We start from the raw sequence: 25,134 nt of genomic DNA, 5'->3' as shown, positions 1-25,134 counted from the left end.
AAGGCGGTGTCATACATGACTTATCAAGAAAAGAAGAGTATCGTATCGCTAATCAGTACCATACTCATTTTTACAGTGTATTGCCTGTACAAGTTCCCAGAGTATCCCAAAGAAGTACTGGATTCAAAAGTAGCCCTCCATTACTGGGGATCCTTCGTTCTTGTGTTGACCCTGGTTTCCATCGCAGCACATATCGGGATCAGCATTATTTTTAACATCGTCTTCCGAATGACGACGGGTGAAAAGGAACCTACATTCGCGGATGAACTGGACAAGCGCATCGAGTTGTTGGCTTTTCGAAATTCATTTGCTATGTTTGTCATTGGTTTCCTTCTGGCTATGGGCTCGTTGGTTATAGACCAGCCTTTGAAGGTGATGTTCATCGTCCTAATCGTCTCTGGATTTCTTTCAGACGTAACCGGTTCAATATCGAGACTGTATCACTACAGGAGAGGAGTCTAAGATGGGTAAAGTTCTTGTTGGCAATCACATCAGAAAATTACGATTCAATCATAATGAAATGACCCAGCAGCAGCTGGCCGACAAGGTGGGTGTAACCAGACAAACGATTGTGGCTCTTGAAAAAGGAAACTATTCCCCGTCACTGGAGTTGGCCTTTCGTATTGCTCTCGCCTTTAACTTACCGCTCGAAGAGGTATTCTTTTACGGAGAAAACTCAGAGGAGAGATGAGGGGAATGGATTTTTCATCGAAGGCAGCATCAAAAATTGCAGGTGTTCTGTTTATTATTGCTGCCATTACAGCTATATTAGGTGTTTTTTTATATAAACCGATTCTGAACGATTCGGACTACCTGATTCAAGGTTCTGCACATGCTAATCAGGTAGTCCTGGGAGCGCTTATGGAGTTAATTCTTGTCGTTTCAGCGGTCGGTACGGCAACCGTGATGTTCCCATTCTTGAAAAAATATAATAGAACAATTGCTATTTGGCATGTTTGCTTCCGGTTATTGGAGGCCATTGTTATTACGGTAGGGGTCATCAGCGTACTGTCCCTGTTGGCCTTAAGCCAGGACTATGTAGCAGCGGGGGCGCCGGATATCGCGTCTTATCAGGTTTCGGGTACATTGCTAAAAGCAGTGCATGACTACACATTTTTGCTTGGCCCTAATTTTTTTCTGGGAATTAATACGATGATGTATAGTTATATCTTTTATAAGTCAAAGCTTGTACCCAGGTTCATCCCTATATTGGGTTTGACAGGGTCAGCATTGATCTTTCTTGCTGCTTTATTAGAAATGTTTGGGGTCATTGATCAAGTCTCTGCTTGGGGGGCGATCTTCGCGCTTCCGATCTTCGCCAATGAAATGACTCTTGCGGTGTGGCTCATCACGAAAGGGTTTAATGGATCTGCAGTCCATTCAAGCAAACACTAGAACGGAAAATAGTACAATCAAGGAGGGTAAAGGATGAGAGCAATTGTATATGCCAAATACGGATCGCCCGATGTTTTTCATCTGAAGCAGCTAGAGAAACCTACACCTAAGGATAATGAAGTACTGGTCAGAATATATGCGGCAACGGTAACAGCGGGGGACTGGCGTATGCGAAAGGCCGACCCATTCCTTGCAAGACTGTACAATGGTCTCTTAAGGCCCAAAAAAGTAACGATATTGGGGTTTGAGTTAGCGGGGGAAGTTGAAGCCGCAGGCAAAGATGTAACACGATTTAAGATTGGTGATCAAATATTTGCGTCTTGTGGTTTAGGCTTCGGTGCATATGCCGAGTACAAATGTTTGCCTGAAGATGGATTGGTGGTTATCAAACCGGTCAATGTGAGCTATGAGGAGGCTGCCGCTGTTCCCATCGGGGGAATAACCGCGTTGAACTTTCTAAGGAAGGGGAATATCGCGAGCGGAATGAAGGTCCTTATTTATGGAGCCTCTGGAAGTGTGGGTACTTATGCGGTGCAGCTTGCCAAGTATTACGGGGCAGATGTAACAGGGGTATGCAGTACTGCCAATCTTGAGATGGTAAGAGCTATAGGAGCCGATCGGGTCATAGATTATACGAAACAGAATTTCATGGCGCTTGAAGAAAGCTATGATTTAATCTTTGATGCCGTCGGGAAACCGATATCGAAAATCAAAAAATCGACATTCAAAAAGGCACTGCGTTCGAACGGAAAATATGTGAGTGTGCATATGTCACAAAAGCCCTGCGTTGAAGACCTTATCTTCCTCCAAGAGCTACTTGAAGCCGGTAAAATTAAACCAGTCATCGATAGGCGCTATTCCTTGGAACAAATTCCCGATGCCCATCGTTATGTCGAACAAAAACATAAGAAGGGGAATGTCGTCGTAACTGTAAGAGAAACTTTCCGTTAGTGACAGCGCGGTGAGACTTATCACTGCGAAAAATATAGGTGGGCTTACTGCTGTTGTAATAGTTAATAGCTATTTCATTTATAAAGGAGCGTATGCAGACAGCATATTATGCTTGGCAGGAGAATTTTCGTAAACTCATTTTGCAAATATAAGCTCGAAGAAACCCCAAATAACGCTAAGTCTGCCCGCAATGTTTTGGAATAGCATGCCTCCTGCCATCCCCATCATGACAATCGGAATGGCATGCTTATGACAATCATTGCCGGCGCTTTAAGCGTGAGGATAATTTCCCGTGCCGCGATCGTCATTACTGCGTTGATTTCACGGGCAAATCGTGATTTTCTCCTCATTCGTGACCAAGCCAAGCACATTTACGCCGGTTCCAGGCCCACAGGGGCCTACGGGTCCACAAGGGCCCCTAGGTCTTCAAAGGCGTGCAAGGCAAAACTTGCATGCCTCCGCCTGAATGAGGAAAATACAACAAGCTTAATTTTTGTTACAATGAGACTACTGAACAATTAGGGGCGGTGATTAACATGGGAAGAAAGCAGGCCTTTACAAAATCGGAGTTGCTTGACCAGACCAAGCAGTTGCTCCTACAACACGGATATGAGGGGTTTCAGCTTAAATTGTTATCGGAAAACCTGGTTGGAGCAAGAAGTACAATATACCAGTATTATGGCAATAAAGACGAGATCGTTGCTGCATGTATGAAGCGTGCAATGGAAGGTGTACTACGAAAAGCATCAGCTATTGATGAGACAGATTGTATGATTGCCCTTCAGAATCTGCTGACAGTGTACCTGGAAGAGGCTGATTTCCATCAATTGCTTGGTGACGCTCATAAAATAAATACAGCCAATTCTGTTGCGGCAGCCAATGATCTTGAATTTGTTGAGCAAGCACATATCACTTTAAAAAATCAGCTTGAATTATTGTTTGTTCGTGCGCAGGAAGAGGGACACCTACATACAAGCATTCCACTTCCTGTCATCATAGGCGTCTATTTCAACCTTATTGAAACTCCTAATATGCTGAACATGCCTACACCAGAGTGGAGTAAGCTCTTGTACAAAATGTGGCTGGGAGGAGCAGGAAGGGGTTAGGGCCCATCTTCCATTTATTATATTTGACACATGTGTCATAAATGGTTCATACTATATTACATCGAGAGTGGGACGAGACAACAAATGTTTAATTCGACACTCGTGTCATTTATTTAAGGGAGGAGAGGAATAAATTATGTTTTTGGCATTGAAGGAATTGAAACACAACAAAAAAAGGTTTTTGATGATTGCGATCATTTTTGTGCTTATTTCTTGGCTGGTGTTCATATTATCAGGATTGGGAAATGGGTTATCTACATTAGCTGCTTCGACGTTCAAGAATATGAAGGCTGATTATGTAGTTTTTGAACAAGGCTCAAAAGCTTCGATGAGTAAATCCTTATTGTCTAATGAATTAACAGCTAAATTAACAGAAATGCCGAATGTAAGAGCCGTATCCCCAATGGGTACCATCATGGCATCGGCAATCAAAGGGAATAACGCAGGGAATGAGGATAAAGCAGATATAGCCATTATTGGTATTGATCCGGGGAGTTTTTTAGAGCCAAAGATCATTGAAGGTACAGGGCTAACATCCGATAACATGACGCAAGTTATAGTAAATGAGGCCATGAAAGACGACGAGGGCTTTAAACTGGGAGAAACCTTCCAATTGGATGGCTCAATGGAATCATTGACTATCGTCGGTTTTGTCAAGGATCAGACGTATAACCACGTAGCAGCTGTTTTCACACCCATTGCAGAGTGGCGAAAGATTGCGTTTGCGGCACCAGGTTCGGACAAAGGGGTCAAGGAACCAGTAAATGCAATCATGCTTCAAGGCAGTGATATTGATTCTAATGCCATTAATGAACAGCTGCCGGGTACGGATACGGTTACTCGTGCGGCAGCAGTACAGGGGATGCCTGGATACAAAGAAGAGAATGGCACGATCATGATGATGCTTGCGTTCCTGCTTGCGATCTCGGCATTCGTACTTGGCGTATTCTTCTATGTATTTACGATGCAGAAGACTAACCAGTTCGGGATTATGAAAGCAATCGGAGCCAAAAATGGGTTCTTGGGCAAAGCAGTCGTCTCACAGGTGTTCGTTCTATCGCTCTCTAGCATTATAGCTGGCATAATCCTGACTTATGGGACGGCGGCAATCATGCCCAAAGGCATGCCCTTCATGCTTGAACCAAAGCTGGTATTCACCTATTCCATCGTATTGCTGGTCATTTCATTGCTCAGCTCCTTGGTATCGGTTCGCACGATTTCGAAAATTGATCCGCTTAAAGCACTTGGGAGGGTTGAATAATGACTACGGGATTGCAAATTACAGCGGCTTCAAAGTATTACAATGAAGGTTCAAACCGTGTTTCGGCATTAGATAACGTGTCCATTACCGTGGAACCGGGTGAGTTCGTCGCGGTCGTAGGGCCTTCCGGTTCGGGCAAAAGCACCTTCTTATCCATTGCAGGCGCATTGCTAAAAGCCTCTGAGGGAGAAGTTAAGCTGAATGGGCAGGACGTATCGACGCTGTCAGGCAATCAACTATCCGACATCCGATTGCATGAGGTTGGATTCATTATGCAGGCTTCAAATTTGGTTCCGTATTTGAATGTTCTTGACCAGTTGCTTGTCGTGAAGCGGATGTCGGGAAAGGTTACCGCAGCAGATAAAGCTTCTGCCGTAAAACTGCTTGAAGAGCTAGGTCTAGGAACAAAGTTGAAGAGTTATCCGGAGGAACTATCCGGGGGCGAGAAACAACGTACGGCAATTGCCCGGGCGTTAATTAACGATCCCAATGTTATATTGGCGGACGAGCCTACAGCAAGTCTTGACACGAAGCGCGCCCATGAGGTAGTCTCCTTGATTGCCCATGAGGTCAGAACACGCCATAAAGCGGCGGTTATGGTGACCCATGACGAACGGCTACTTGCTTACTGCGACAAGGTATACCGGATGGAAGACGGCAAATTATCGTTAGCGAAAGTGGAGTCCATCCATTAAGTGATGATACTTGAGTATGGCTGAGCGCATCGTAAAAGCATAGGCAGGATTGATAAGGCGTCTGGGTTACGATAATCAAGGTGCTGATGGCAGGGACTGGGCAAGTTTATTTTCCTTGAAAAGGGTACAATACACAAGGGACAACCATCGAAACTGGTTGTCTTTTTTTACGTTCAGTAGAAATGACGGGGTTAATGCCCTTGCTCCGCTTCTCGCTCCAGTCCTCCCGCACATTGCAGCGGATCTTCCCGATGTAGACAGGGTTGTTGATGATTGTCTTAATGGCGACGCTGGTAAAGAAATTCCCCGGCTTGGTCCGATAGACCTCACGGCTCATATGAACCCAAACACAAACATAAACTGTTGCTGATAAACTGGCAAAGGCTCAAAAGGCAAAGAAATAAAATGCTAAGAATCATTAGAGTATGTAAAGTGAGGAAGTCAGATCCGGACGTGATTGTGATCCGGGTCGTCACGGGCGACGACTGTTCAGGACGCCGAGGATCGGCCTTATGCCGCAGATCAAAAATAAGCGTTCGGCGTAGTCGGTTTCCATAGAGGGTAAGAACAAGGTGCGACATGCCCTTTTACGGGGGACTGGCCGCATTTTTTTTTGCGCAAGGGGTAGATAGAAAGAATAAATCGGATAATGGAATTGGAAATGTGAAGAGAAAGATTTATGTTTCATCAATTTACTAATAGTGATTAGGACTGAATAAATAGGTTCAATCCCTTTCTTATTCAGGAAAGATTCCGGAGGATAGGCGAATGTGTTGAGTCTGTGCCTGAGAGAGTTGAATATAGAGAGCTGGTTGGGGATGGGATAGAGTAGTTTAGTGATTTGGTGGTTGCTTTGTTAATACATTCATAATAGTTAAAAAATGTATTTTATTATATTATATTCTAAAAAAGAATTAAACATTTGTGCAAGATATTGGATATTATAAGCTGTTTTAACAGCTAATGTAATTACGGTTATTTTCCGATATAAGTTAATAGAGAACCTTTAAGTGGATTCACACTAAAATGGATTTTTAGTTAGTAACAAAACGCTATTTTCATAAATTTGATGGAAAGAATATGTGATTCTGAATCACTGTGAATAAACCGATATCTCAAATTATTCTCAGAAAAGAAAAGAGTAAAATTAATGCTATCAGTACACAAATAATATCAGCATAAATAAATATAAGAGAGTGAAAATACGATGAACAAAACAAGATATGTTACAAAATCATCTTTGCCTCCTTTAGAAGAATATATTAATGAAATTAAAGGATTATGGGAAAGTTCAATATTGACGAATATGGGGGAATTACATAAAAAGTTAGAGAAAGAACTAATAGACTACCTGAAAGTAAATGAAATCTCTTTATTTGTAAATGGTCATTTAGCGTTAGAACTTGCAATTCATGCACTTGGAATTACGGGTGAGGTAATTACAACTCCATTTACATTTATATCCACGACACATGCGATTGTTAGACGCAATTTAACCCCTGTGTTTTGTGATATAAACGAAGAAGATTATACGTTAGACGTATCAAAGATAGAGTCACTAATAACGGAGAAAACTTCAGCAATCTTACCCGTACATGTGTATGGAAATATATGCAATGTAGAGGAGATTGAAAGAATTGCTAAAAAGCATAATTTAAAGGTAATTTATGATGCAGCACATGCTTTTGGTTGCGAATATAATGGACAGGGAATTGGGAATTTTGGTGATGCCTCAATGTTTAGCTTTCATGCTACTAAAGTATTTCACACAATTGAAGGCGGAGCAGTAGTCTACAATAAATCGGAAATAGGAAAGTTATTATATCAGCTAAAGAATTTTGGAATTAAGTCACAAGAGGAAGTTGACGGAATTGGACTTAATGCCAAAATGAATGAATTTCAAGCAGCGATGGGAATATGTAACCTAAGGTACATTGAAAATGAGATAGATAAAAGAAGACAGGTAACGGAATGGTATGATAAGAGATTGACAGGGGTGCCTGGGATAAAAATACGAAATGCACAAGAAAATGTAAAATATAATTATTCATATTATCCTATAGTAGTTATAGAGGAAGAACTAGGGTACAGTAGAAATGATATTTTTGAATGGTTAAACAACCACCAGATATACGCTAGAAAATATTTTTATCCATTAACATATCAAGCAGAGTGTTATAGTGGAGTTTTTAATACTGTAAAGACGCCAGTCGCAGATAGAATATCAAAGCAGATTTTGATTTTACCATTAGCAACTGATATGACAGAAGAAGAAGTAGATAACATTACTAACATAATAAGGAGTATTAAAAGATGAAAAATTTATTTATCCAGTTGCAACATTTTTTAAATGTAATTCAAGCATCAAACAATAATGTAACTACAGAGTATTTAGAAGCAAAGAATAATTGCTTAGAAGAGTATAATGAAAAATGTAAGCAGTTGGGTAAAGATAAAGTTATTGAAGAGATAAAAAATAGTTTTGCCGGAGACTACAGTAGTCAATTGTTTTTGTTAAGTGTATTGATTAAGGAGCTAAATGATTTTGATGCACTATTATATTTACTAGATATATTATGCACCGAAGAAATCTCCTTAGACGAGTTAAAACACTATAAAACACAAGTTATTGCTATGCTAAACAATAAAGTAACAACTAACCTTGATAAGGATATCTATTTCAAACAACGTCAGTTAAATAGCAAAATAAATAAACTGTGGAGAGATGAGTTAGGGCTAGAATTACCTTATGTTCCATTAAAAGAACGAAATTCAAATAGAATTGTAATTGTAACGAACCAGCTATTAGGTGTAGAACATGCACCTACTCGCATATTGTTAGAATTAATCTCTATTCTTCAAGCAGTTTATAATATGCAAGTATATACAGTTGTAGCATTTGATCAAAATTATGACTATGGCAATTGCATATCACCTATATTTCTAAATCGAATACAACAATTAGATAGATTCTTTGAACTTGATTGTGGGTCTCCAAGTATGGTTATTGGATATCAGATTGTCATAGATGAGAATAATATTAATGAACAAAGAGAATTAGTGGAAGCAATTTACGACTATAATCCGATGTTTATATGGAAACTAGGAAGTATCGAGAATTTTGCCGATTTATTTAATGGTGTATTCACTTTGATGAGTATGAATTTAACAAAACAATTAGTAGTTTCAGAGAGTGATATTTTATTACGTTATTTAAAAGGTGATAAGAAGTCAACATATGAGATTGAGCGTTTTATCGAAGAGAAAAAACAAAACATTATAGATTTTAGAATACCATATATTCCAGAAGATAATGGGAAGGAAGTAGCAAAATATGACTCACTTCCTGAGGGTGCATTTCCAATAGTTATAGCAGGAAATCGTTTGCAGTCGGAGCTCAATAATATAGCAGTAGATATGTTAGAAGCTATATTAGAAATTTCAGATTCTATATATTTTATTTTTATAGGACAAGTTTCATTAGATCAAGTCACAACTAATAAAAAGCTTATTAGTCGTTCAAGATGTATGGGATATTCGGATAATTTTTATAGGGCTGTAGGAGAAGGGAAACTATTTTTAAATTTACCACGAAGTGGAGCAGCTGCAGGAGCGATATGTTCAATTTTCCAAGGCATACCGGTAGTCACACTTCCAAACTGTGATGTCGCTAGTGCCGTTGGAGAGGAATTCGAATGTGAAACGTTAGAAGACATGGTGAATCAAGTGAAGAGATATGTAACGGATAGTGAATTTTATCAACACAAACGTAATGCAGCCTTAAAGAAAGCGGAGGAAGAAAAACAAATCAATCTAGTTGATCAAGTAGGAAAAATCTTATCAGAAGCTAAACAACTAATTGAAAAGAAAGAGATAGTTTAAAATGAAGATTGGAATAATGCAGCCCTACTTTCTACCATATTTAGGGTATTTTCAATTAATTAACGAAGTTGATTTATTTGTTATTTATGATAATATCCAATATACAAAAAAAGGGTGGGTTAATCGAAACCGCTATTTAGCACAAGGAAAAGATCACTATTTTACAATAAATTTAAAAAAAGAATCAGATTTTTTAGATATAAGAGAACGACATATTTCAGAAGCATTTAACTCTACTAAATGTATTAATCAGCTAAAACAAGCCTATAAGAAGGCTCCTTATTATGAGGAAATTATTGCGCTAGTTGAGAAGTGTTTTACTTACAATAGCAGGAATTTATTTGAATTTATACATCATTCAGTCCATATAATAGTAAGTTATTTGGGAATTGACACAAAAATAGTAAAGTCCTCTTCATTAGATATAGATAGTAGTTTAAAGTCACAGGATAGAGTGATAGCTATTTGTAAAGCATTAAACGGAACGGAATATATAAATCCTATTGGAGGCGTGGATTTGTATTCAAAAGATGTGTTTAGTAAGTATGATTTGGATCTAAAGTTTATCTGTATGGAGCCACTTCAATATGAACAATTTGGGAACGAATTTATTCCTGCACTATCAATAATTGATGTCCTTATGTTTAATAGTAGAGAGCAAGTTATCGGGATACTAAAACGGTGCCAGATAAATTAGAGGAGAGGCAGTATGCTAAATTGGAAAAAGAAAGGGTTAATATTTAACCCATGCGGGGATGAAAATAGACCAAGTTGGAGATGGAATTATGCACAAGGACAAAATGTACTAATACTTGATAGTTTTGTTCGTGTGTATTTCTCCTGTCGTGAAAAGCCAAATGAACAAGGGCAAACCATTAGTCGTATTGCATATGTTGATTTGGATCGGGAGGACCTGACAAAAGTAATTAAAGTTTCTGACCATCCAGTGGTAGAACCCGGTGGGATAGGTGAATTTGATGAGTTTGGAACTTATCCATTTAGTGTAGTTAGGCATGGAGATAAAATATACGGGTATTATGGTGGAGTTACACGCTGCGAATCAGTACCTTTTAATGTTGCCATCGGTTGTGCTATAAGCGAGAATGACGGTGAGTCATTTAAGAAAATAGGAAGAGGACCTGTAGTTTCCTATTCTATAGAAGAGCCATTTGTGGTGTGTTCTCCTAAAGTTAGAATTTATGATGGAAAGTGGTATCTATTTTATTCAGCAGGTAGAAAATGGGTTTCCTTCGATAATAGAAGACCAGAGATCTACTATAAACTTAGGATGGCAACGTCGAAAGATGGGATACATTGGGATAAGTTAAATAAGGATATTATAGCTAATAAGCTAGGGGAAGACGAGGCACAAGCATGCGGAGATGTAATTTATAAAAATGGTGTGTATCATATGTTCTTCTGCTATCGAAAGTGTTTAGATTTTAGAAAGAATGTTAACAACTCCTATAGGATTGGTTATGCAGTTTCTAGGGATTTAATACATTGGACAAGAAAGGATGAGGAATGCGGAATTAATGTTTCAAAGGTTGATAGTGAATGGGATAGTGAAATGATTGCATATCCCAATGTATTCGAGCTAGACGAAAAAATATATATGCTATATCTTGGGAATGAAGTGGGGAAATATGGATTTGGATTGGCTGAGCTAGAAGGAGATTTGATATGAAATGGCATCGAGTAGGGCCAAAGGATGGATTAATATTTGATCCTCAGGAGTATGGATTAAATTTTGCGAAATCTCCGCAAGCTGTGGTTTATGATACGTATTTAAGAGTTTATTTTTCATTTTGCAAAATTGATGAACGGCAAAAATATATTAGTGAAGTAGCTTTTATTGATATAGATAAAACATTTTCAAAGATATTGAACCTATCGACATCAGTTTTGGCAAATGGAGAATTAGGGTGTTTTGATGAGCATGGAGTATTTCCGTTTAGTCCATTTAAGTATGAAGGAAAAATTTATGGCTACACAAGTGGTTGGTCTCGTAGAGTCTCTGTTTCAACGGATACCGGTATTGGGTTAACAATATCAAATGATGGTGGAAAAACATTTAAGCGAGTCGGAAATGGACCCGTTTTAACGAGTTCCCTAGAAGAGCCGTTTCTCGTCATTGATGGTTTTGTCAGATATTTCAATGGTTTATTTCATATGTGGTATATTTATGGAACTCAATGGATACAGTTCCCAGGCCAGAATGAACCAGATAGAGTTTATAAAATTGGTCATGCTGTTTCTAATAATGGCCTAGATTGGGAACGAGAGGGACGGCAAATTATTAGTGAAAAAATTCAATTAGAATGCCAAGCCCTTCCTAGTGTCGTGTTCTTTAAAAATAGATACCATATGTTCTTTTGTTATAGGTATGCAACTGATTTTAGAAAGAATAGGGAAAAGAGCTATCGCATTGGATATGCATATTCTGACGACCTTGTTAATTGGACTAGAGCAGATGAAATCGCAGGAATAAGGCTACCTGAAACAGGATGGGATAGTGGAATGCAATGCTATCCTAATGTATTTGAAATGGGAGGGACATTATATATGCTATATAACGGAAATGATTTTGGCAAGACTGGATTTGGTATTCTAGAGTTAGTGGAGGATTAGATGAGAGATTATAATAAGGAATTACAAGACAATAGTAGACAATATGCTTACAATTTTGATTTTGATATAATGCATCCCTATATGATAAAGTCTTTTGAGTCATACATGGCAAGTGGAAATGCTTTAGAATTAGGTTGTTATCAGGGAGCACTTACTAAGCGTTTAAGTACTATTTTCGATAATATTACTTGTGTTGAGGCATCAGAGGATGCAATTAATGTGGCGAAAATGAGCCTAGATGACGTTGAAGCTGAGATAAATTTTATTCATGATGTTTTTGAAGGAGTCAAGCTTCAGGAAAAGTATGATAATATATTTTTAACTCATGTGTTAGAACATATAGATGATCGTATAGGATTACTTAAAAAGATTAATGATGAATGGCTAAGTGACAAGGGAGTGATTTTTATAGCATGTCCTAATGCTAATGCAGCATCAAGACAAATTGCAGTTAATATGGGGATTATACCAAGCTGTGAATCTATAACAAAAGCAGAAGAAGAACATGGACATCGAGTGACCTACACTCTAGAAACACTACAGAACGACATTCAGCAATCAGGCCTAAAAATAATTCACTCATCTGGAATATTTTTTAAAGCTTTAGCAAATTTCCAGTGGGATCAGTTATTGAGAACAGATATCGTTTCTAAGGAATATCTTGATGGGTGTTATGAGCTAGGGAAGAAGTATCCAGACTTATGTTCATCAATCTTTTTTGTATGCATGAAAGGTGGAAATCAGTCATAGAGGATTCAGTAGGATTAGAAATGAGTAAATTGATTTCTTATAGTGAGATTTTAGATGTATTACATACATTTAACGATTGCTTTAATCCTCAAGTTTCGGAAAAGGTTGGATCCCTTGAAGAGTATGCAAAAAAAATTAGTACATTTGCAATAACATATACTATAAATCGTAATGATGAGGTAGTGGGATTTATTTCATTTTATGTAAATGAAAAAGAAGTATATATAACCCTTATCGCAACTAAAAGAACTGAACGAAGAAATAAGTTAGGAATACAGCTATTAAACAAGGCACTTGAATATTGTAAAAAGAATTGTTTAAGTTATGTTAGATTAGAAGTAGATAATCAGAATAATATAGCACAGAAGTTTTATGAAAAACATGGATTTACTAGGGAATCAAAATCGTCTAAAACTACAACATATTATATATATAAAAGTTGTTCATAGGATAATAAATTCCAATGAAACCCTCATAGCATATGAAACGGAGAACCGCACCACAAAATAGGGCGAAATATTCGTAATATATTGGGTTTACCCGGCTCGGGTTGGGGGAGTTCTTACACAATGGAAAAAATGGGTCATGGCGTTGGGTATTACTTGACGCTGTTGACCCGTTTTTTGTTCTTTCCGCTAGCTCTGCAAACGACTTAATCTACTTAATCTAATGAAAACAACCTAGTTCCCGGAATTCATAACGAGGGAGGTTCTACTCCGAGCTCTCGATACAAATCAGCCTGTTTTTGCGTCACTTCACCTAAGACTCGTCCGTGTCCAGGTGCCTCAAACCGCTCTATGGATGTCTTTGCTGCGGTATAACGACTTGCTTGATACGTATCGCTTTATGGTTTTACCCATAATTGGCTTAATGATATAGGGTGGATCGTTCATGGAAATTGGCTCCTCACTGCACCCTTATAGTTTTCTTGCCTTAATTACAAAAGTTACAGGAAGCATCTTTGCTTTTTTGGCAAAATCACTGTTATCGTCCCGTGATTGCATAATTTCATCATCAGATTGCTCCATCATTTGCTCAATGACAAATCCCGCTTTTGAGAGTGCGTTCACATAGGTTGATAGTTTACGGTCCGATAAGGTTAGTGTACTTTCATCAAGAGATACCGAATACCAGGATTCATCGAAATAACATTTTTTAAATATAAGCATATTATTTTCTGCAACGACACATTTATGTATAGGGTGGGACCAGCTGAAAATAAATGCGCCGTCTTTTTTTAGGTAAGAAGCAATCTGGCAAAAAGTACCCTCAAGGTCGGTTGTCCAGCCTATCGCATAAATCGAATAAACAAAGTCAAAATAATCCTCTGGGATGCCACATTTTTCTTCCATGGGAGAACAGATTAAATTTGCTGAAAGACCGGACGCCGTCAAATATTGCCTTGTTTTTTCGATTTGGTTTTCCGATATATCCACACCCCATAGTTCAGATGCTTTCCGTTCCCCCAGATATTGCAATGATTGACCGCTTCCACAGCCGATCTCCAGCATCTTTTTTCCTGAAACATCGCCAAAAAGCTGGCATTTTTCTTCTGAGACAAATGCTCCATACAAAGGAAGAGCGGTTGCTCCTAAAACATCATTTCCTTTTGTATCCCAAAATAAGCTGTTTGTTGTATGAATAACATTCTTATTCATGTCGACCGAGCGGGCGACCCCAACCTCGCCAGCGCCTATAATATTTGTTCTATAAACAGAATTTTTGTCCATGCATACACCCTCCCAAATAGTATGAGCCTAAACGTATAAATTCCAACTTGCGCGTTATCCCAATAACATATACCGGACACGAACACTCCGAGGTACATAACATAGGATAATTTACCATTCCTCTATGAACAAATCCACCCTTAAACAGACAACAAAAGCAGGCCAGACGAGCAAATTTACTCGTTGTGGCTTGCTTTTTTTTTGCTCCTATCGGAGCTTTTTTTTATTTTCAAAAAGGCATTGAATTTTTTGTAACCCTTAGTTATAATACAAGACATAACAATTAAAAGCGCTTACATGAAAGGGGGTGAAGCAAATGAAGATTGCGGGAATGAATATTACGTACAGGCATTTTCCTTTTGAGTACTTCCTGGATCAAGTGGCCGAGCTTGGGCTTGAGCACATCGAGCTGTGGGCGGGCGAGCCTCATTTATACGTCTACCGGAATGTTCTTGGCAACTTGAGGCACATTAGGCGGCAGCTGAAATCCCGAGACATGAAGGTCGTCTGTTATACGCCGGAGCAGTGTGTCTATCCCTTCAATATTGCCGCTTCCGACTCCCGGCTGCGGCAGAAGAGTATCGATTACTTCATTGATAATCTGTACGCGGCCCTGGAGCTGGAGACCGATATGATGCTTGTAACTTCAGGAATAGGAGACTTCGCTGTATCGCCATTGGAATCATGGAAATATGCCGGCGACTCCATCTACCAGATATCTCGGGTGGCTGAGGAGGAAGGGGTGACCTTAGCGTTGGAGCCTCTGACCCGATTTGAATCGAATCTAATTACCGATGCTAAGGGAATCAAGAGGATGCTGGAGGAGGTCCGTTCTCCGTCATTAAAAGGGATGATCGACACCGTAGCGATGCAGCTCGCTGGCGAGACACCCGAAGATTATTTCTCCCTTCTTCCGGAGATCGTTCATTTTCACCTGATCGACGGTGACGGCTCATCTGATGCGCATCTGGCTCTAGATGATGGGGTGTTGAATTGGCGGGAATATCTAACCGGTCTTCAGAGCCATAATTATGAGGGAGCTTGTACACTGGAGATTATGGGATCTAATTATTATCAGAATCCGCAGGAAGCACTTAGGGCATCAGTCAGGAAAATAAGGGGAATGGAAGTCTTATCACCTTGATTTGGAGGAACTCGTTATGAGTAATGGCTCACTTACACGAAAACTGGGTTTTTGGTCGGCCCTGGCCATCGCTGTTGGAACTACGGTAGGCTCCGGAATCTTCGTCTCTTCCGGCGATGTCGCAAAAGCTGCAGGTATCCCCTCAATCTCAATTCTAGCCTGGATTATTGGTGGAGTTATTGCGATTCCCCAGGTCATGGTGCTGGCCGAATTGTCGACTGCCTATCCGCAAAATGGAAGCGGTTACGTATACTTGAATAAAGCAGGTTGGAGGCCGTTGGCCTTTCTATACGGATGGGCAACCTTCTGGGCACTCGATCCTCCGTCCATTTCAATTATGGCTCTGGCTATTGTTGCATACCTGGCGAGCTTCTTTCCTTTCTTCGCTGGAATTGCCGGTAAACTGCTAGGAGTAGCGATCATTCTGATCATCACGTCCATCCATTACCGGAGTGTCAAGGCAGGCGGCAGTTTTCAAGTCATTATTACGGCTGTCAAAATCATCCCTTTCCTGATTGTCATTGTGCTGGGCCTCATGTACATGAACTTTGACAACTTTGTTTACACGCCCGCCGCAGGAGCGGCAAGTTCAAGCTTAATTGGTGGCGTATCTGCTACGACGTGGGCTTACACGGGAATGGCCGCCATTTGTTTTATGGCTGGAGAATTCAAAAATCCAGGGAAAGTTCTCCCTCGCGCATTAATTAGTTCGGTACTGATTGTATTGGGTCTATATACGCTGCTTGCAGTATGTGTCACCGGCCTAATGCCGTTCGATAAACTGATGGGCTCCAGCTCCGCTGTGTCCGACGCCATCAAGTATATTCCCGGATTATCCGGCATGGCCTCATCCTTTGTGGCCGTCACCGCGATTATTGTTATTCTGGGTTCCTTGAGCTCTTGCATTATGTTTCAGCCGCGTCTGGAATATGTCATGGCGCGGGATGGGCTGTTCTTTCAGCGGTTTGCCAAAGTTCATCCCAAATTCGAAACACCAAGCTTCTCGATCATTGCTCAGGTTACGTTGGCTTGTATTCTGGTGTTCTTCAGCAATTTAACCGAACTGCTAGGTTATTTCACGCTGATTCAGCTGGTCATTAACATTCTGGACTTTGCCGCGGTCTATAAATGCCGTAAGAGAGAGGATTATAACCCGATTTACCGCATGCCAATGTGGAAAGTAACCACTATTCTGGCTATCCTTGGGGCAGGATGGCTGGCTTGGGGAACCTTTACGTGGGCTCCAGTGCAGGGCATGATTGCCGCGGCGATAGTCATCGGAACGGGCCTGCCTGTGTATTACTATTGGGAGAAGAAGTATGGATCCAAAAGCGGTCATGACAGTAATATAGTCGCTTAGCCCGGATGAAATGAAGGGAGCCGGCTCTGACCCGCTGCTTCGATTTACAAAAAAGTTGTTTAAATTGTACTGTCTAGTTATACTACTTTATATAACAAATAAAATTGGATGATATTGGAGAGTAACCGCTCCAGTATAGGGAGGCAATGTAAATGTTGAATTTTGACGAACAGTTATTCCTTAAGCTTGTGGAACAAGAGGGCCTGGGCTTTAGAGGACAAATTGAAGAGATTGTAGACGGGATTGCCAAGAAAGGGTACAGCAATATTTTTCTGATTGGTGCGGGTGGCACAATTGCGATGATGTATCCCTATGAGTATATTCTGAAATCAAGCTCGACCATTGATGTGCATGCCGAGATTGCTGCTGAATTTATGGTAATGAACAACAGACATTTCAGTAAGGATTCCGTATGTATTTTTACATCTGTGTCGGGAACCACGCAGGAGACCGTTGCGGCAGCCGGGTTCTGTAAGGAACGGGGAGCGACTACGATTGCACTTGTGGCAGAAAGGGATACTCCATTAACCAAAATTGTAGATCACTGCATCACAACCGGCTCGGAGAAACATTCCTTCGATACATTCTTCATGCTCCTGTACATGGTTGTGTTCCGGTTCATGTATAACAACAATGAGTTCCCTCAGTATGAGCAGTTCACGAAGGAAGTTGCCTTATTGCCGCGTGCGATTCTGGACGCAGTCAAGACCTTTGACCCTAAAGCAGAAGCTTTTGCAAAAGAACATAAAGATACGGACTATCACATGATGGTTGGCTCCGGCAACCTGTGGGGGAATACGTACTCCTACGCGATGTGTATCCTGGAAGAAATGCAATGGATTCATGCGAAGTCCATTCATGCGGCGGAATTCTTCCATGGTACGCTTGAGCTTGTGGTTGAAGATACCAGTGTTATTCTGTTGAAAGGCGAAGATGAGACAAGACCGCTGATGGACCGGGTAGAGAGATTTGCCGAGAAGATTACGAAGAAGCTGACCCTTATTGATACCAAAGACTTTGCCATGGAAGGCATCAGCGAGGAGTTCAGAAAGCATTTTGCTGTAAGTATCAACTGGTCTGTTCTAAGCCGTATCAGCGCCTACCTGGAGCGTGAGAGAAATCATCCGTTAACCCTTAGAAGATACTACCGCCAAATGGAATATTAAGATACGAAGTCTTTAGTTCATTCTATATCGATGCATTTGATTTGAGCACTACTTCGTAGTGCTCATTCTTTAATAGCAGGGAAGGCGGGAGCAAGATGAGAATCATTACAGTCGGGGATAACTGCATGGATGTCTATCAAACAAGCGGCAAAGCCTATCCTGGAGGCAATCCGGTGAATGTGGCCGTCTATTTAGCTGAAATGGGTGCAAAGACGGCCTATCTAGGCTGGGTGGGCACCGATATTTATGGGGAGATCATGATCCAGGCTATTCAGGACAAGGGCGTGGATACTTCCCGGATTTCACAAAAGGACGGAAAAACGGCGGTAACCCACGTGGAGATGGTAGAGAATGACCGGAAGTTCGGGGATTACGAAGAGGGAGTTATGGCACAGTTTTTCCTTACAGCAGAAGAGCTCGATTTTGCTGGAGATTATCAGCTTGTCCACTCGGGGATATGGGGCCATGCCGATCCGTACTTTTCTCTCTTTAGGGAAAAGGGCTTGATCACTTCCTTTGACTTCTCGGATCAGTTGAAAGATGAGCGGGTACAGACGTTAACGCCCTATGTAGACTATCCATTCTTTTCGTACACTCAGGATGATGACTATATCCGCCAGCTCCTGGTAGAGGTCAAGCAAAGAGGAGCGCAGCTTGCCGTGGCTACCTTGGGAGAGAACGGTTCGCTTGCTTACGACGGGGAACAATTCTTTCCGCACGGCGTGGGTAAGGTGAACGTCGTGGATACGATGGGAGCTGGGGATTCCTTCATTGCCGGGTTCATTTACGGCCGGTTGAAAGGGCTTTCTATCGAAAACTGCCTAGAGCTTGGGGCAAACAGAGCTGCAAAGACGATAGGTTATTTCGGCGCATGGTGACTGGAGGTGACCATCAATGTATAATACATATTATACATTGATGAATAAGGATGAATTTGCCATGAGCTTAAATCCTTCAACCCCCCAGCCGCTGTATATGCAGATCAGGCAAATGTTGAAGAACGATATCCAGAACGGACGATACAAACCGGATGAACAGATTCCAACGGAAGCAGAGCTCTGTGATACTTATAGTGTAAGCCGAATTACCATAAGGAAAGCGATTGAGGAGCTCGTGCGGGAAGGAACCCTGACGCGAATTCCCCGTAGAGGCACCTTTGTGACCTCCAATAAATTTCATAATGAACTGTTATCCGTAAGCGGATTCTCAGAGTTCAGCCACCAGCTGGGCATGATTCCGAACTCACGGATACTACGAAGCGAAGTCATCCCGGCGTCTGAAGAGGTGGCAGGGCATCTTCTTATTGAAGAAGGCAGCCCCGTGTTGGAGCTTGAACGGTTGATGTATGTAGATGACCGCCCGCTTTTCTATGATATTGCCCATTATTCACTTACCCGGTTTCCGGATTTGGAAAAGAAGATCGCAATGAAAGAATCGACTTACAAGATTCTGTCGGAGGATTACCATACCGAGATCGTGAGCAATGACAAGATCATTGACGTCATCGGTGCGACCAAAGATTATGCAAAATTTCTTGAATGTGATATCGGGGCGAACTTGTTCCGGATATTAAAAATTGCTTTTGACGCAAATGATGAGCCGGTTCATCTTTCCACATTTATGTGTGAGACCAATCGGGTCAATCTGACGGTCCACCGGGCAAAATAGGTCATGCTCACCGGCATGGCTCGCAGGAGGGTTTATTTCAGCGCTGTGACGTTAAGACCGTATAATTGATAAAAGTATTGCATTTCCATGTCCGGATGCACCCGGGCACAAAAAGGAGCGAATAAGCAAGTGCCTATTCGCTCCTTAAATGTAACTGCCGCTTCTCTAATTATTTGATAACGACATATTCCAGACCAACCAGCTTGGCATAAGTAACGATCTGGTCGGTTGTCAGATTCAGGGACACAACGGTGTGGTGGCCGCCGCCGTTCTCAATCCAGGCTTTGACCCCATCCTGGAAGTTCGGCTTCACCTTCCACAACACACGGGCTACCGGAAGCTTCGGAGCCGGCACCGTCGGTTCGAAGGCTTCCACTTCGTTGATTAGCAGCTTATAGTGCGTGCCGAAGTCGGCCATGGATACAACAACGCCTTCTCCTGCTTTGCCGTCAAATACGAGCCGGGCCGGATCTTCACGGTCGCCAATGCCCAGCGGCGATACAACGACCTTCGGCCTGTTGCTGGCCAGACAAGGATCAACTTCAAGCATGTGGGATTGCAGAATAGCTTCCTGGCCTGCTGCCATTTCGTAAGTGTAATCTTCCATGAAGCCGGTATTCTGGTTATGGCTCATCACTTTCAGCAGGCGGTCCAGGGCCGCCGTCTTCCAGTCCCCTTCGCCGGCGAAGCCGTAGCCTTGTGCCATTAGGCGCTGAACCGCAAGACCCGGAAGCTGCTTCATGCCGTGCAGGTCTTCGAAGTTCGAAGTGAAGGCGTTATAGCCGCCCTTATCCAGGAAGCGTTTCAGGGCGATTTCATAGCTGGCCTGTACTTTGACGCTGGCTTCCCATGCATCCTTGCTGTACGAACCATACTCGAAGTCATACAGCTCTGCGTATTCTGCGAACAGCACATCAATTTCTTCTTCCTTCACAGCCTTCACATACTCCACAAGGTCGCCGATACCATAGTAATCAACGGTCCAGCCGAATTGAATCTGGGCTTCGACCTTATCGCCTTCGGTAACACCGACGTTGCGCATGTTGTCGCCAAAGCGGGCAACCTTGATGCTGAAGCTCTCGTTGTAAGCAACCGCAACGTCCATCCATGCTGCGATTTGCTTCTGCACTTCGGCGCGCTCCCAGTAGCCTACTACCACTTTGTTTTGCTTGTTCAGACGGGCATTGATGAAGCCGTATTCGCGGTCGCCATGGGCAGCCTGGTTAAGGTTCATGAAATCCATATCAATGGTAGCCCAAGGAATGCTCTCATTGTATTGGGTTGCCAAATGAAGCAATGGCTTCTGCAACAGTTTCGTTCCGCGAATCCACATTTTTGCCGGGGAGAAGGTGTGCATCCAAGTGATGACGCCGGCAACCTCGTCACGATAGTTGACTTCTTTCATGATAGAAGTGATTTTGTCCGCGCTGACGGCCAGGTCCTGCAGTACAAGCGGATAAGGCAGAACACCGCTGTGATTGAGCGCATCGGTCATCGCCTGCGCATGAGCCTTAACTTCTCCCAACGCTTCTTCTCCATACAGATGCTGCGATCCTACAACAAACCAGAATTGCTTGGCGCTTACTGTTGACATAATGCTCATCCTCTTCTCTTATTATGATGATTTCGGAAGTCCAATGTATTTCAACTACTTCTGACCGTAGTAAGCGTCTTTACCATGCTTCCGCAGGTAGTGTTTATCCAGAATCCGCTGCGGCAGCTCTTCGGCAAAATGATTGAGTTCCCTGGCAAACAGGTTCATCTTGGAGACTTCCTCCAGCACAACACTGTTCATCACTGCGGAATGGGCATCCTTGCCCCAGGTAAACGGAGCATGGCCCTTAAGCAAGACACCGGGAACCGCCATAATGTCCAGACCCCGCTGCTCAAAGGTTTCGATGATGACACGTCCCGTTTCCGCTTCATAGCCGCGGTCAATCTCCTCCTGGGTCAGGAAGCGGGCACAAGGTACGGAGCCATAGAAGGTATCGGCATGCGTAGTCCCCATGACAGGAACATCAAGACCAGCCTGAGCCCAGACTGTCGCCCATGTCGAGTGCGTATGCACGATGCCGCCAATCTCTGCATAATGCTTGTACAGTACGGCATGGGTTGGCGTATCAGAGGAAGGTCTGAGATCGCCTTCAACCACATTGCCGTCAAAATCCACAACCACCATATCGCCGGGCTTCATTGTGTCATAATGAACGCCGCTCGGTTTGATTACGAACAGGCGGCTTGCACGGTCAACCGCGCTTACATTGCCCCACGTATATTTGACAAGCCCGTGTTTAGGCAGGTCCAGATTGGCCTGGAATACCTCTTCTTTCAGATACTCTAACATATTACTCCCTCCAGTTCTCTACCAGATGATCTACAGCAGCCTGCTCAATGGCAAGACCCTTGCTGTAGCGTTCCATGAACAGTTCAAAACCTGCAACATCCGAGCTGTCCGGATGAATCTCTTGTCCTTCGGCATCCTTAAATACTTTGTCTTCAAGGAAGTCATCCAGAGGTTCCTGCTGACCTTTGTTAGTCATGTAAGCAGCCAGAATCGCCATTCCCCATGCTCCGCCTTCTCCGGCTGTTGCCATGACAGAAACCGGGACGTTCAGTGCGGCCGCAACCATTCTCTGCCCAACCATCGGGGTTTTAAACAGTCCGCCGTGAGCCAGGATACTGTCGATAGCGACATTTTCTTTCTTGGTCAGAATGTCCATTCCGATCTTCAACGCGGCAAAAGCGGAATACAGATGCGTCCGCATGAAATTAGCCAGATTGAACCGGCTCTCAGGAGAGCGGACAAACAGCGGCCGGCCCTTCTCGATTCCAGTGATATTCTCACCGGAGAAATACCCGTAGCTCAGCAAGCCCCCGCCATCGGAGTCCGCTTCCAGCGCTTTATTGAACATCACACTGAATAGTTGGTTCGGGTCCGACTTTTGTCCCATCGCCTCATAGAACTCGCGGAACAGACCCAGCCATGCATTGATATCGCTTGAGCAGTTATTGGCATGGACCATCCCCACGGGACTGCCGTCCGGAGTGGTTACCATATCAATTTCCGGATATACGGTTGAAAGATCCTTTTCCAGGACAATCATCGCAAAAACCGAGGTGCCTACGGAAATATTGCCGGTCCGTTTTCTGACACTGTTCGTTGCCACCATGCCTGTACCGGCGTCGCCTTCCGGAGGACAGAGCGGAATGCCCGGCTGCAGATCACCGGACGGATCCAGTATCTTCACACCGGCTTCGGTTAAGACACCTGACTGCTCCCCTGCACGGCAGACCTTGGGAAGAAGGTCCCGCAGCTTCCACGGATAACCTTTGGCGGCAACAAGCTCATCAAACTGCTGGACCATCGGGGCGTTATAATCTTGCGCGGCTTCATCAATCGGGAACATACCCGAGGCATCCCCTATGCCAATGGCCTTGCTGCCGGTCAGCAGCCAGTGAATGTAACCGGCCAAGGTCGTTATAAACCGGGCTTGGGGCACGTGTCGTTCCCCGTTCAATATAGCTTGATATAAATGAGCAATACTCCAGCGTTCAGGAATGTTGAACTTAAAGGTATCCGTCAATTCTTTTGCGGCAGCACCAGTGGTTGCATTGCGCCAGGTCCGGAACGGAACAAGCAGCTCCCCCGTGCCGTCAAAAACCATATACCCGTGCATCATTGCCGAAAATCCCAGAGAACCGGTTGTTGTAAGAGTAACTCCATATTTCTGCTCAACTTCCAGCTTCATTTCGCTGTAGGCGGTTTGCAGCCCCTTGATAATGTCTGCCAAATGGTACGTCCAATAGCCGTCCACCAATAGATTTTCCCACTCATAGCTTCCGGAGGCGATTGTCTCAAAACGATAATCAATCAGCACTGCCTTGATACGTGTGGACCCAAATTCGATACCAAGTGAGGTTTCTCCCTTGAGTATCGCTTGCTTGATGTTCTGATCCATGCTCACGTTACTCCTCTCTGACCAAACGGTTATAATATCACAATAGAAAGAAGGCGCTTCCTTTAACAGACTTAGTATATTTTTTGTTCGTACATTTGTCAATGTTGTATATAAGATATACCTACAAATATTACGTTAATTTGTTTTGTTTTCGCTTTTGGAAGTTTATACTGTTTACACATGCGGACTATAGATTATAATAAGCTAATATTCATGCTATAATATGTACGTACAACTAATTGAGATGGACCCATTGCATTTGAACAATCATGAAAGAAGTGAGTAACGTGAAAACCAAATATCAGGTTATTTTTGATGATATAAAAAGCAATATTCTATCAGGAGCGTATAATGTAGGCGAACAAATCCCCACCGAATCCGCATTGCAGGATATGTACAACGTTAGCCGGCAGACGGTCCGGAAGGCGATTCTAGAACTGTCCAACGAGGGTTTTCTCAGAAGTGAGAAAGGCTCCGGCACGTATGTCAGCAACCAGTTCCGTTCCAAATCCGGCGGCAGCTCCAATACTAAAACCATCGGTGTGATCACAACCTACATCTCGGACTACATCTTTCCTTCCATCATCCGCGGGATTGAGGGCCGGTTAAATGAGGATAATTATTCGCTTTTGTTAGCCAGTACCAACAATGACGTCGCCCAGGAAAAGAAAGCGCTGGAAATGATGCTGTCCTTCGGTGTAGAGGGTCTGATTATTGAACCTACGAAAAGCAATCTGTACAATCCCAATATCGCATACTACCTGTCCTTTAAGGAACAGGATGTTCCCTTCATCATGATTAATGCCTATTATGAAGAATTGGAGGTGCCCTTCTTTTGTCTCGATGACGTCCAGTCCAGTTATCTGGCAACCAAAGAGCTGATCTCCAAAGGACATACCCAAATCGGCATCATTGCCAAAATGGATGATTTACAAGGAAAATACCGCATGAAAGGCTACATCAAAGCGCTTGGAGAAGCCAAATTGCGGTTTCATCCCGAGCAGGTGCTCTCCTTCGATACTGAGACGAAGCAGGCGTTGCCCGCCAGCCTAAAGAAATTCCTAAGCGAAAATAGAGATGTGTTGACGGCAATTGTCTGCTATAACGACGAGGTAGGCCTGGAAGCTGTAAATGTATGCAGACAACTGGACATCTCTGTTCCGGGGGACTTATCCATTATTGGCCAGGACAATTCTTACATTGCCAAGAACGCCAGCATTAAACTGACGACTTTGACACACCCCCAGGAACAAATGGGACGCGACGCCGCAGAATGGGTCATTAAGAAGCTGCAAGGAAAGAAGGATCTGCGAAACAGCACCTACTACCAGCCTGTATTGATTGAAGGGGAGACGGTAAGGGCGCTGGATTAGACTGGAGACTCGGGGGGAATATCCGGCAGTGCTCTGGCAATGGGGCGGACACCTACAAGGTGT

At 42.8% G+C, this 25,134-nt stretch carries 25 protein-coding genes; 20 read left to right on the top strand and 5 right to left on the bottom strand.

All coding sequences use genetic code 11. The features are described 5' to 3' along the window. Nucleotides 1-15 precede the first annotated feature (15 nt). From PGRAT_RS30635 to PGRAT_RS30605, 7 genes are all read left to right on the top strand, one after another. Nucleotides 16-462 (top strand): hypothetical protein, encoded by a 447-nt coding sequence (locus PGRAT_RS30635; protein ID WP_025705704.1) that lies wholly within the window; start codon nucleotides 16-18, stop codon nucleotides 460-462. Nucleotide 463: 1 nt separating this feature from the next. Then, nucleotides 464-691 (top strand): helix-turn-helix transcriptional regulator, encoded by a 228-nt coding sequence (locus PGRAT_RS30630; protein WP_025705703.1) that lies wholly within the window; start codon nucleotides 464-466, stop codon nucleotides 689-691. 5 nt (nucleotides 692-696) lie between these two features. Beyond that, nucleotides 697-1,395: a DUF4386 domain-containing protein gene (locus tag PGRAT_RS30625; RefSeq protein ID WP_025705702.1), complete on the top strand. Its 699-nt coding sequence runs from the start codon at nucleotides 697-699 to the stop codon at nucleotides 1,393-1,395. Between the two features lie 33 nt (nucleotides 1,396-1,428). Continuing rightward, nucleotides 1,429-2,346, top strand: coding sequence for an NAD(P)-dependent alcohol dehydrogenase (locus tag PGRAT_RS30620; protein ID WP_025705701.1), 918 nt, complete (start codon nucleotides 1,429-1,431; stop codon nucleotides 2,344-2,346). A gap of 536 nt (nucleotides 2,347-2,882) precedes the next feature. After that, the gene (locus PGRAT_RS30615; protein WP_025705700.1) at nucleotides 2,883-3,452 is read left to right on the top strand and encodes a TetR/AcrR family transcriptional regulator; all 570 of its coding nucleotides are present in this window, start codon (nucleotides 2,883-2,885) and stop codon (nucleotides 3,450-3,452) included. Between the two features lie 136 nt (nucleotides 3,453-3,588). Then, entirely contained in the window at nucleotides 3,589-4,713 is a 1,125-nt protein-coding gene (locus PGRAT_RS30610) for an ABC transporter permease (RefSeq protein WP_025705699.1), read from the top strand. Next, nucleotides 4,713-5,408: an ABC transporter ATP-binding protein gene (locus PGRAT_RS30605; protein ID WP_025705698.1), complete on the top strand. Its 696-nt coding sequence runs from the start codon at nucleotides 4,713-4,715 to the stop codon at nucleotides 5,406-5,408. Before PGRAT_RS30610 ends, PGRAT_RS30605 begins: the two co-directional genes overlap by 1 nt. A gap of 106 nt (nucleotides 5,409-5,514) precedes the next feature. On the opposite strand, the gene PGRAT_RS32890 is transcribed toward PGRAT_RS30605, so the two are convergent. Further along, entirely contained in the window at nucleotides 5,515-5,745 is a 231-nt protein-coding gene (locus PGRAT_RS32890) for a recombinase family protein (protein ID WP_081758829.1), read from the bottom strand. Nucleotides 5,746-6,615: 870 nt separating this feature from the next. On the opposite strand from PGRAT_RS32890, the gene PGRAT_RS30600 reads away from it, so the two are divergent. The 7 genes from PGRAT_RS30600 to PGRAT_RS32885 are packed head-to-tail and all read left to right on the top strand — an operon-like array spanning nucleotide 6,616 to nucleotide 13,120. Beyond that, nucleotides 6,616-7,725, top strand: a complete 1,110-nt coding sequence (locus PGRAT_RS30600) for a DegT/DnrJ/EryC1/StrS family aminotransferase (protein ID WP_025705697.1) — start codon at nucleotides 6,616-6,618, stop codon at nucleotides 7,723-7,725. Next, the gene (locus tag PGRAT_RS30595) at nucleotides 7,722-9,290 is read left to right on the top strand and encodes a hypothetical protein (RefSeq protein ID WP_025705696.1); all 1,569 of its coding nucleotides are present in this window, start codon (nucleotides 7,722-7,724) and stop codon (nucleotides 9,288-9,290) included. The genes PGRAT_RS30600 and PGRAT_RS30595 overlap by 4 nt, the downstream gene beginning before the upstream one ends. A gap of 1 nt (nucleotide 9,291) precedes the next feature. Further along, nucleotides 9,292-9,987: a WbqC family protein gene (locus tag PGRAT_RS30590; RefSeq protein WP_025705695.1), complete on the top strand. Its 696-nt coding sequence runs from the start codon at nucleotides 9,292-9,294 to the stop codon at nucleotides 9,985-9,987. A 12-nt stretch (nucleotides 9,988-9,999) separates the two neighbouring features. Next, the gene (locus tag PGRAT_RS30585) at nucleotides 10,000-10,977 is read left to right on the top strand and encodes a glycoside hydrolase family protein (RefSeq protein WP_025705694.1); all 978 of its coding nucleotides are present in this window, start codon (nucleotides 10,000-10,002) and stop codon (nucleotides 10,975-10,977) included. Beyond that, complete coding sequence (locus tag PGRAT_RS30580; protein ID WP_025705693.1) at nucleotides 10,974-11,921, top strand: glycoside hydrolase family protein; 948 nt, start codon at nucleotides 10,974-10,976, stop codon at nucleotides 11,919-11,921. Before PGRAT_RS30585 ends, PGRAT_RS30580 begins: the two co-directional genes overlap by 4 nt. Further along, nucleotides 11,922-12,671: a class I SAM-dependent methyltransferase gene (locus tag PGRAT_RS30575; protein WP_025705692.1), complete on the top strand. Its 750-nt coding sequence runs from the start codon at nucleotides 11,922-11,924 to the stop codon at nucleotides 12,669-12,671. A gap of 20 nt (nucleotides 12,672-12,691) precedes the next feature. Continuing rightward, nucleotides 12,692-13,120 (top strand): GNAT family N-acetyltransferase, encoded by a 429-nt coding sequence (locus tag PGRAT_RS32885; RefSeq protein ID WP_162165078.1) that lies wholly within the window; start codon nucleotides 12,692-12,694, stop codon nucleotides 13,118-13,120. A gap of 468 nt (nucleotides 13,121-13,588) precedes the next feature. On the opposite strand, the gene PGRAT_RS30570 is transcribed toward PGRAT_RS32885, so the two are convergent. Then, on the bottom strand, nucleotides 13,589-14,401 hold the full coding sequence (locus PGRAT_RS30570; protein ID WP_025705691.1) for a class I SAM-dependent methyltransferase: 813 nt from the start codon (nucleotides 14,399-14,401) through the stop codon (nucleotides 13,589-13,591). Between the two features lie 316 nt (nucleotides 14,402-14,717). Here PGRAT_RS30570 and PGRAT_RS30565 point away from each other — a divergent pair, with 316 nt between their 5' ends. The 5 genes from PGRAT_RS30565 to PGRAT_RS30545 all read left to right on the top strand — a co-directional run bounded on the left by PGRAT_RS30565 (nucleotide 14,718) and on the right by PGRAT_RS30545 (nucleotide 19,739). Then, on the top strand, nucleotides 14,718-15,545 hold the full coding sequence (locus PGRAT_RS30565) for a TIM barrel protein (protein ID WP_025705690.1): 828 nt from the start codon (nucleotides 14,718-14,720) through the stop codon (nucleotides 15,543-15,545). Between the two features lie 16 nt (nucleotides 15,546-15,561). Further along, nucleotides 15,562-16,905 carry an amino acid permease gene (locus tag PGRAT_RS30560; RefSeq protein ID WP_025705689.1) on the top strand — a complete coding sequence of 448 codons (1,344 nt, stop codon included), beginning with the start codon at nucleotides 15,562-15,564 and terminating at the stop codon, nucleotides 16,903-16,905. A gap of 152 nt (nucleotides 16,906-17,057) precedes the next feature. Further along, nucleotides 17,058-18,071 (top strand): SIS domain-containing protein, encoded by a 1,014-nt coding sequence (locus PGRAT_RS30555; protein ID WP_025705688.1) that lies wholly within the window; start codon nucleotides 17,058-17,060, stop codon nucleotides 18,069-18,071. Nucleotides 18,072-18,166: 95 nt separating this feature from the next. After that, nucleotides 18,167-18,949 carry a fructoselysine 6-kinase gene (gene frlD / locus PGRAT_RS30550; protein WP_025705687.1) on the top strand — a complete coding sequence of 261 codons (783 nt, stop codon included), beginning with the start codon at nucleotides 18,167-18,169 and terminating at the stop codon, nucleotides 18,947-18,949. Nucleotides 18,950-19,010: 61 nt separating this feature from the next. After that, nucleotides 19,011-19,739 (top strand): GntR family transcriptional regulator, encoded by a 729-nt coding sequence (locus PGRAT_RS30545; RefSeq protein WP_025705686.1) that lies wholly within the window; start codon nucleotides 19,011-19,013, stop codon nucleotides 19,737-19,739. A gap of 169 nt (nucleotides 19,740-19,908) precedes the next feature. Here the strand turns inward: PGRAT_RS30545 and araA are convergent, their stop codons facing one another. The 3 genes from araA to PGRAT_RS30530 are packed head-to-tail and all read right to left on the bottom strand — an operon-like array spanning nucleotide 19,909 to nucleotide 23,698. Then, nucleotides 19,909-21,333: an L-arabinose isomerase gene (gene araA, locus PGRAT_RS30540; protein WP_042267695.1), complete on the bottom strand. Its 1,425-nt coding sequence runs from the start codon at nucleotides 21,331-21,333 to the stop codon at nucleotides 19,909-19,911. Between the two features lie 54 nt (nucleotides 21,334-21,387). Then, a complete protein-coding gene (locus PGRAT_RS30535) occupies nucleotides 21,388-22,083 on the bottom strand; it encodes an L-ribulose-5-phosphate 4-epimerase (protein WP_025705134.1) in 696 nt (231 codons plus the stop codon). Nucleotide 22,084: 1 nt separating this feature from the next. After that, nucleotides 22,085-23,698, bottom strand: coding sequence for a xylulokinase (locus PGRAT_RS30530; RefSeq protein WP_025705133.1), 1,614 nt, complete (start codon nucleotides 23,696-23,698; stop codon nucleotides 22,085-22,087). Nucleotides 23,699-23,985: 287 nt separating this feature from the next. Between PGRAT_RS30530 and PGRAT_RS30525 the strand changes: the two genes are divergently transcribed. Beyond that, nucleotides 23,986-25,071 (top strand): GntR family transcriptional regulator, encoded by a 1,086-nt coding sequence (locus PGRAT_RS30525; RefSeq protein WP_025705132.1) that lies wholly within the window; start codon nucleotides 23,986-23,988, stop codon nucleotides 25,069-25,071. Nucleotides 25,072-25,134: the final 63 nt, after the last annotated feature.

The organism is Paenibacillus graminis (assembly GCF_000758705.1).
In the GTDB taxonomy this organism is placed as follows: domain Bacteria; phylum Bacillota; class Bacilli; order Paenibacillales; family Paenibacillaceae; genus Paenibacillus_AQ; species Paenibacillus_AQ graminis.
This window is presented reverse-complemented; position numbering and strand designations above follow the sequence as displayed.